Annotated in this window: 8 protein-coding genes and 1 tRNA gene; 3 read left to right on the forward strand and 6 right to left on the reverse strand. The window is 59.9% G+C overall.

Annotated features, from left to right (window positions below; translation table 11 throughout):
• Positions 1-41: 41 nt before the first annotated feature.
• From A11A3_RS06215 to A11A3_RS06240, 6 genes are all read right to left on the reverse strand, one after another.
• Positions 42-117 (reverse strand) — tRNA-Thr (locus tag A11A3_RS06215).
• Positions 118-176: 59 nt separating this feature from the next.
• The gene (locus tag A11A3_RS06220) at positions 177-1,688 is read right to left on the reverse strand and encodes a 4-hydroxyphenylacetate 3-hydroxylase family protein (protein WP_008928424.1); all 1,512 of its coding nucleotides are present in this window, start codon (positions 1,686-1,688) and stop codon (positions 177-179) included.
• A gap of 110 nt (positions 1,689-1,798) precedes the next feature.
• Entirely contained in the window at positions 1,799-2,224 is a 426-nt protein-coding gene (msrB, locus tag A11A3_RS06225) for a peptide-methionine (R)-S-oxide reductase MsrB (protein WP_008928425.1), read from the reverse strand.
• A 3-nt stretch (positions 2,225-2,227) separates the two neighbouring features.
• Positions 2,228-2,845: a peptide-methionine (S)-S-oxide reductase MsrA gene (msrA, locus tag A11A3_RS06230; protein WP_008928426.1), complete on the reverse strand. Its 618-nt coding sequence runs from the start codon at positions 2,843-2,845 to the stop codon at positions 2,228-2,230.
• 82 nt (positions 2,846-2,927) lie between these two features.
• On the reverse strand, positions 2,928-4,070 hold the full coding sequence (locus tag A11A3_RS06235) for a CaiB/BaiF CoA transferase family protein (protein ID WP_008928427.1): 1,143 nt from the start codon (positions 4,068-4,070) through the stop codon (positions 2,928-2,930).
• A 25-nt stretch (positions 4,071-4,095) separates the two neighbouring features.
• The gene (locus A11A3_RS06240; protein WP_008928428.1) at positions 4,096-4,689 is read right to left on the reverse strand and encodes a hypothetical protein; all 594 of its coding nucleotides are present in this window, start codon (positions 4,687-4,689) and stop codon (positions 4,096-4,098) included.
• Positions 4,690-4,891: 202 nt separating this feature from the next.
• Between A11A3_RS06240 and A11A3_RS18145 the strand changes: the two genes are divergently transcribed.
• The 3 genes from A11A3_RS18145 (at position 4,892) to A11A3_RS06250 (ending at position 7,686) form a co-directional block, all read left to right on the forward strand.
• Positions 4,892-5,014: a hypothetical protein gene (locus A11A3_RS18145; RefSeq protein ID WP_272942972.1), complete on the forward strand. Its 123-nt coding sequence runs from the start codon at positions 4,892-4,894 to the stop codon at positions 5,012-5,014.
• Between the two features lie 150 nt (positions 5,015-5,164).
• Positions 5,165-6,250 carry an OmpA family protein gene (locus A11A3_RS06245; protein ID WP_040296790.1) on the forward strand — a complete coding sequence of 362 codons (1,086 nt, stop codon included), beginning with the start codon at positions 5,165-5,167 and terminating at the stop codon, positions 6,248-6,250.
• An 11-nt stretch (positions 6,251-6,261) separates the two neighbouring features.
• The gene (locus A11A3_RS06250) at positions 6,262-7,686 is read left to right on the forward strand and encodes a thrombospondin type 3 repeat-containing protein (RefSeq protein ID WP_008928430.1); all 1,425 of its coding nucleotides are present in this window, start codon (positions 6,262-6,264) and stop codon (positions 7,684-7,686) included.
• Positions 7,687-7,765 lie beyond the last annotated feature (79 nt).

Here is a 7,765-nt window from a genome sequence, read left to right on the forward strand (position 1 = left end):
AGCCGCACCCGGAGGGGCGCGGCTTTTTTGTGGGTTCAAAATGGTGCCGGAACGCGGAATCGAACCGCGGACCTACTGATTACGAATCAGTTGCTCTACCGACTGAGCTATCCCGGCCTGCCTGACTAACGAGGCGGCGCTAGTTTAGCAGGACGCCCGGTACAGGCAAGCAGCAATCAGGCCTCCTGCCTGATACCGGCCAGTTTGCGGGCGTGCCATTTCTTCTTGTCCACCTCCATGCCGCGCAGGATCTGGATACGCTGGGCCTGGGGACTGCCTGCGCCGTGCATGGACTCGGTCAGGTAGCCCACCGCATTGCGCCCCAGGGTCATGTTCTCGATCAGCCGCAGGATGCGCATGCGGTCTTCGGTGGGAATGTCTTCCCGCCCCTTGAGGAAGCGGCGGATGATCTCTCCGGCCTCTTCGTTTTCCAGGTCCTGCTCGCTGGGCATGGTGACCATGATGCCACCGGCCAGATCCTGGGCCAGACGCGAGATCTCGTAGGGGAAGCGGGTGACGTTGTGCTTGCAGACATTGGAGAGCATGGCGTCGTTCATGTAGATGCCGCTGGGCATCTTTTTCGCTTCATGGGAGCTGGCGATGCCGGAGGAGTAGATGGTCTCGTTCAGATGCACCATTTCCACCAGCTTGTCGCGGATATGGCTGACTTTTTCCAGGCCGTTGTATTCGGCGATGGAGGCCGCCGCGCCCACCAGAACATCGCCCAGGCCGGTTTTGCAAACGTAACTGGCCCGATGGTAGGCGGTAAAGCGGGCGACCATGTCCTGGGCGAATTCGTACTCGCCATCCATCAGTACATGCTCGTGGGGAATAAAGACGTCATCGAAGTAGACCAGCACCTCCTGGCCGCCGTACTGGGCGTTGCCCTGATCAATCTCGCCGCCCTCCATGGCGCGGGTGTCGCAGCTCTGGCGCCCGTAGATGTAGGTAATGCCCTCGGCGTCGCCGGGGATCATGCCGACCACCGCGTAGTCACGGTCTGCCTCGGTCAGGTTCATGGTCGGCATCACGCAAATCCAGTGCTGATTCCAGCCGCCGGTCATGTGCGCTTTTACGCCTTTCACGTAGATGCCCTTGTCGGTGCGACGGGTGACGCGCATGAACATGTCAGGGTCGCTCTGTTCGGCGGGGCGCTTGCTGCGGTCGCCCTTGGGGTCGGTCATGCCGGCGGCGATCAGGATGTTCTTGCGCTGGGCTTCCTTGAGAAAGTCCAGATAGCGCTGGTGATAGTGGGTGCCGTGCTTTTCATCGATTTCGTAGGTGATCGAGTGCAGCACACTGATGGTGTCCAGGCCCGTGCAGCGCTGGAAGCAGGTGCCAGTGATCTGGCCCATGCGGCGTTGCATGCGGTTTTTCATGACCAGATCATCCGGTGACTCGACAATATGCAGGAAGCGGTTGACCCGGTCATTGATCAGCGGCGACCAGGCGGTGGCCAGCTCCGGGTCATCAATGGCCAGGTCATAGCTGGCCCGCAGGGCATTGATACTGGGCTTGATGATCGGGTGATCCGCCGGCTCATCGATCAGTTCGCCAAACAGGAACAGGCGCGTTCCCCGGCCGCGCAGGCTGGCCAGGTAGTCGTCACCGGTTTTCAGTACCGGAATGCGGTCCCAGCGCTGCTGGGCGCTTTCTTCCTTGCGGGGCGAGGGCGTAGCGGCGTTCATGGTGTTCTCCATAGGTCACTTGGGATGACAGTGATCTACGATGGTAAACACCGTGTATGGGAAGGCAATGACCGGATATGACCCCGGCCTTGACGGCCAGGGACAGGGAATCAGGCCTTGAAGGTCAGGGACGCGGAGTTGAGGCAGTAGCGCAGCCCGGTCGGCGCCGGGCCGTCCGGGAAGACATGCCCCAGGTGCCCGTCACAGCGGGCACAGCGAATTTCCGTGCGTACCATGCCATGGCTGGTATCGCGGATTTCGCGAATGTGACTGGCATGAAAGGGCTGGTAGAAACTGGGCCAGCCGGTACCGGATTCGAACTTGCTGGTGGACCGGAACAATGGCAGGTCGCACAGCTTGCAGTGGTAAATGCCGTCTTCCTTGTTGTCCAGCAGGCCGCCACAGAAGGGCGGCTCGGTGCCCTGATTGAGCAGAATGCGCCGTTCCTCTTCACTGAGAGAGGCCGCCAGCTCCTGCTTGCGCGCCTCGCTGAGTGGCGTCAGGTCGTAATCGCTGTCGGTGTCCGGGTGACTCATGGCTTATCCTTTCAGTTTTTCCGGAAATGCCTGTTTTAGCTTGTCCACCTTGGGCCGGGCCACATGGGCGATGTAGGGCTGGGCCGGGTTGCGGCGGGCGAAATCCTGATGGTAGTCCTCGGCGGGAAAAAATGCCGTCAAGGGTTCCAGTGTGGTGACGATGGGAGCCGTGAAGGCGCCGGCCCGGTCGAGTTGCTGAATGTAGCTTTCGGCGACCTGCTTTTCCTGGTCATTCTGATAAAAGATAGCGGAACGATATTGCGGGCCGCGGTCATTACCCTGACGGTCTTTCTGGGTGGGGTCATGGGCCACGGAGAAGAACACCTTGAGCAACTGACCGTAGCTGATCACATTGCTGTCGAAGCTGATTTTCACCACTTCCGCGTGACCGGTGGTGCCGGTGCAGACTGCCTCGTAATTGGCGTGGCCGGCATCACCGCCGGCATAGCCTGAGACCACCGCCTGTACACCGTCCAGATTCAGGTAAACCGCCTCCACACACCAGAAGCAGCCACCGGCCAGCACCGCACTGGCCATGCCGGAGGCGGGCAGGTCATCGGCCGGGTCCGGGAAGCGTTCCGGATGCAGGGCCAGGGACGTGCCGGGAATCACGGGTTTCATGCTATTGCTCCTTGCGGCCGGGCGGGCCGTGTTGAATGGCCCCGGCCGGGGCCAGGGCAGCCGAAGGAGCCGGGTTGCAGGATCAGTCCTGTTTGACGGCACCGCCGGCGATCAGGTTGTCGATGTCCGCGTCACTGAAGCCCGCCTGACTCAACACCGCCCGGGTGTCGGCACCGGGGCTGGCGGCACCGCGTATCTGCGGGGCGCCGCTGCGCGAAAAGCGCGGGGTCGGGGCTGGCTGAACCACGCCGTTGACCGTGACAAAGGACTCTCTGGCTCGGTTATGCGGGTGGTCCGGGGCTTCTTCAAGGCCCAGCACCGGCGCAAAGCACACATCGGTGCCTTCCATCAGCGCGGTCCACTGATCGCGGGTCTTTTGCTTGATTACGGCGGCCAGCTTTTCCTTCATCTGCGGCCAGCGTTGCATGTCCAGCTGGTTGCCGAAGTCTTCGGCGGGCAGCTGTGCCAGCTGGCACAGCTGGGCGTAGAACTGCGGTTCGATACTGCCGATCGACACGTATTTGCCGTCGGCGGTTTCGTAGACTTCGTAGAAGGGGGCGCCGGAGTCGAGCATGTGGGTGCCGCGGTTGTCGGTGAACAGCCCCTGGCTGCGCAGGCCGTAGAACATGGCCATCAGGGCTGCGGAGCCTTCCACCATGGAACTGTCCACCACCTGCCCCTGGCCGGAGCGTTGCGCTTCCAGGGCGGCACAGACCATGCCGAAGGCCAGCATCATGCCGCCACCACCGAAGTCTCCCACCAGGTTAAGCGGGATGGCCGGTTTTTCACCGGCCCGGCCCATGGCATGCAGGGCGCCGGACAGGGAAATGTAGTTCATGTCGTGGCCGGCAGCCTGGGCCAGGGGGCCGGTCTGTCCCCAGCCCGTCATGCGACCGTACACCAGCTTCGGGTTACGGGCCTGACATTGCTCGGGGCCCACGCCCAGTCGTTCGGCCACCCCGGGGCGGAAACCCTCGAACAGCCCGTCGGCGCTCTCGCACAGGCGCAGAATGGTTTCAATGCCTTGCGGGCTTTTCAGGTCCAGCGCCAGGTTCTGGCGGTTGCGGAACAGGATGGAATGGCCAATGGCGGCATGGGGGTTGCCGCCGGGGCGGTCCACACGAATCACCGTGGCGCCCATGTCGGCGAGCATCATGCCGCAAAAGGGGCCGGGGCCGATGCCGGCCAGTTCGATAAAAGTCAGTCCGTGCAGGGGGCCTGTCATAGTCATTATCCGTTTGTCAGGGAATCTACAGATAGCCCTGCTTTTCCAGTGTCTTTTTCAGGGCAGAACACTGGCTTTTGGAAATGGCGGTCAGTTCGCTGGCTTCGTGGGTGACCGTGACCCCGGTCCAGAGCGGGTCCCCGTTGCCATCGAACAGCTCGGCGCCATGTTCACGCAGGGCATCGGGCAACGTGTCTTTTTTCAGGTCGCCACCGATTCCGATTTGCCATGTGGGTTGCAGGTTATCCGCGTTGTTGTCCATGGGGTTGAGGTTGTTGCCGGCGGCCGGCGGCGCGGCGGCGTCAATCAGCAGGTGAGTCAGCTCCACCACCAGAACCCGCTGGACATCATGCGTTTTTGCCCAGTCGAGGATGCGTTGTTTGCCGCCTTCATACCATAGCGGCAATTCCTGGTGGCTGAGCAAAACGGTCAATTGACGGTTGGCGAAAATGTCCTTGCAGGTCAATTCCCAGGTTTCCCGGACATTGCTCTCCGGAGTATGGGCGACCAGTAACAGGCGTTGGACCGGCGAATCATCCGGGGTTTGCTGGTAACGGGTGGTCACATCCGTGGTGCTGGCACAGCCGGCCAGTAGCAGGGCAAGGAGAAAAATACGCATGGTCTGGCTCCGACAGCGGTAAGCAGGCAACGGGCGGGGGCCGATGCCCATATGCATCCAGTCTAACAGGGTGACTGCCGGAATCTCATCTACTGGCTCACAGTGGATGGAAGTTTTACCCAGTGACCATTGTCGCCTGTACGACCGCGCGTTTTTTCTATGGGAGCCCGGAGCGGGTTCGTTAACTGAGAGGAGCCGACCAATGAAAAACACCGTTTTCAAGACGGCGTTATCAGAGGTGGATGATTTCATGATGATGTTGCTTCTTTCTTGCCATCGAGCAAGGCACTTCGATCAAATTCTGATCGGAATCAACCGAACCTGAACGCAAGGCAACATTTTGGATACAAAGTAATTACAGGGCACTTTCTTTAAAACAATAACGCAACGTGAGGACACCGTATTTCTGTTTTTTTTTCATGCCCCGCCTATTCCAATGATTGCACAGATCATTCATACCCAGAGGGGGGTAACCATGAACACAAGCGTAAAACTGACCATGCTTGCTCTTGCAGCATCCGTGTCTGCCCAGGCACTCGCTGCGGACAAGATCGAGGAAGCCAAGCCAAGGCAATACCTCAGCCCCATGTTCCACTACGTTGTGCCGGATGAAGACCGGGCCATCACGCGTCAGGGACTTGGCTGGGGGCTGCTCTACGGCCGCCAGGTCTCCGACCACGTCTGGTGGGAAACCTCCGGTGATGCCTATGCGCTGGAAACCGGTATCGATGGTGCGGCGGATTACTACCAGGGCGCGGTCACAACCGGCCTGTCCTATGCCTTCGGCGATCGTACCTCCTTTACGCCGTTCGTGGTGGGCGCCATCGGCGTTATCTACGACGACGTCGTGCCTGACGATGATGATTCCTACAACCTGCACGCCAATGTGGGTGTCGGTGCCGTGACCGGCCCGATGTTTGATAACGGTCTGAAGCTGCGTGCGGAAGCCCGTTACATGTACGACGATTTTGACGGTGTCAGCACCGATGCCTCCGCCAACCAGGGCGGTTTCAATGACTGGCGTTTCTCCCTGGGCTTTGAAGTGCCGCTGGGTTACACCAAGGTTGTTGAAAAAGAGAAGATCGTTTACCAGACCAAGGAAGTCGAAAAGGTCGTCGCCGCGGCCGATTCCGATGGTGATGGTATCCCGGATGGCCGTGACCAGTGCCCCAATACTCTGGCCGGCGCCCAGGTGGACGGCAAGGGCTGTCTGCTCAAGAACCAGACCATTTCCTTCAACAATATCGGCTTCGAGCTGAATTCCGCCAAGATTACCGCCTCTTCCCGTCCGACGCTGGATCGTATGGCAGATTCCCTGAAATCCCAGACCGATTTCAATGTGGAAATTGCCGGCCATACGGACAGCACCGGTTCTGCGGAATACAACGAAGGTCTTTCTGATCGTCGTGCCCAGTCGGTTCGTCAGTACCTGATCGACCAGGGTGTGGCTGCGGATCGTCTGACCGCCAAGGGATACGGTGAACTGGAGCCCGTAGCCAGCAACGATACGGCTTCCGGCCGTGCCATGAACCGCCGCGTTGAGCTGCGGGTCAAGCAGTAGGAGGGGATAACATGAATATCAGCAAATCATTCTTCGTGATTCTGCTGGCAGCACTGCTGGGCTTCGGCCTGGCAGGCTGCAAGGCAGAAGGGGACAGCCTGGCGACCAATACGCCGTCCACCCGTAATGCGGATCAGGACCACGATGGTATCCCGGATGTGACCGATAACTGCCCGGCCATTGCCAACGCCGACCAGGCCGACGCGGACGGTGATGGCATCGGTGATGTCTGCGATGACGACCGTGACGGCGACGGTGTGCCCAACGACACTGACAACTGCCCGTTCACCGCCAATGCGGACCAGGCCGATGTGGACAGTGATGGCATTGGCGACGTCTGCGATGCCAACAATGACCAGGACAACGACGGCATTGATGACGGCGTGGATAACTGCCCGACCATCTTCAACCCGGAGCAGGGCGACCTGGACAACGACGGTATCGGTGATGTCTGTGACGACGACGCCGATGGCGATGGTGTGCCCAACAACCCGGATAACTGTGATTTCACCCCCAACGTGGATCAGGCGGATACCGATAGCGACGGTATCGGCGATGCCTGTGAAGATGACCGTGACAATGACACCATCCTGGACCCGAACGACAACTGCCTGGAAACCCCCAACACGGATCAGGCGGATCAGGACGTGGATGGCATCGGTGACGTCTGCGATGATGACCGCGATGGTGACGGCGTGCCCAACGGCACCGATAACTGCCCGTTCACGGCCAATGCTGACCAGGCCGATACGGATGGTGATGGCATCGGTGACGTCTGTGATGGCGGGGGTGGTGATCCCACTGACACCGATGGCGATGGTATTCCGGATACCACGGATAACTGTCCGATGACGCCGAACTTTGATCAGGCCGACGCGGATGGCGATGGCAAGGGTGATGTCTGTGATGACGACGGCTTCAGCTGTGGTGCTACCTTCAACTATCAGCCGCTGACCACCGCTAACTACACCGCAGAGGGTGGTGTACTGGGTGTATGCCTGGGCTGCAGTGTCGACAACCCGGAGCGTAGCCTGGACAACGACAACAATACCTTTGCCCAGGTCAACATCGGTGCAGCGCTGGTCTATGGTGGCGGTTATGTGAAGGCGGTGGCGAATGACACCAACCAGGACATCACCGACAACACCGTGGGCTTTGTGGTCTCCGATCCGGGCTCCCAGCTGCTGAACCTGTCGGTACTGGGCAACTTCCCGACCATCCGTTACTTCAACGATGGCGTGGAAGTGGACAGTGCCACGGTAGGTGGTGGCTTGCTGGGTCTGGATCTGCTGGGCATTGCTGGCAACGACAACACTCGCTTCCTGTCCGCGCCGGCCTCCACCCAGCCGTTTGATTCCCTGCAGCTGGATTACGCTGGTCTGGTCAATGCCAATGCCACCTTCCGTGTGCATCAGGTTTGTGTTGGCAGTCCGTAACAATCAGTATGTATAAATATTGAAAGGGGCCTTCGGGCCCCTTTTTTTAGGTTCATCGCACTTTTCCGGGGAAGGCGGC

The organism is Alcanivorax hongdengensis A-11-3, assembly GCF_000300995.1.
Classification (GTDB): Bacteria; Pseudomonadota; Gammaproteobacteria; order Pseudomonadales; family Alcanivoracaceae; genus Alcanivorax; species Alcanivorax hongdengensis.

Coding starts and splice junctions, on each gene's coding strand:
- A11A3_RS06220 (WP_008928424.1), bottom strand. CDS start 1,688: ATGAACGCCGCTACGCCCTCGCCCCGCAAGGAAGAAAGCGCCCAGCAG.
- msrB (WP_008928425.1), bottom strand. CDS start 2,224: ATGAGTCACCCGGACACCGACAGCGATTACGACCTGACGCCACTCAGC.
- msrA (WP_008928426.1), bottom strand. CDS start 2,845: ATGAAACCCGTGATTCCCGGCACGTCCCTGGCCCTGCATCCGGAACGC.
- A11A3_RS06235 (WP_008928427.1), bottom strand. CDS start 4,070: ATGACAGGCCCCCTGCACGGACTGACTTTTATCGAACTGGCCGGCATC.
- A11A3_RS06240 (WP_008928428.1), bottom strand. CDS start 4,689: ATGCGTATTTTTCTCCTTGCCCTGCTACTGGCCGGCTGTGCCAGCACC.
- A11A3_RS18145 (WP_272942972.1), top strand. CDS start 4,892: ATGAAAAACACCGTTTTCAAGACGGCGTTATCAGAGGTGGATGATTTC.
- A11A3_RS06245 (WP_040296790.1), top strand. CDS start 5,165: ATGAACACAAGCGTAAAACTGACCATGCTTGCTCTTGCAGCATCCGTG.
- A11A3_RS06250 (WP_008928430.1), top strand. CDS start 6,262: ATGAATATCAGCAAATCATTCTTCGTGATTCTGCTGGCAGCACTGCTG.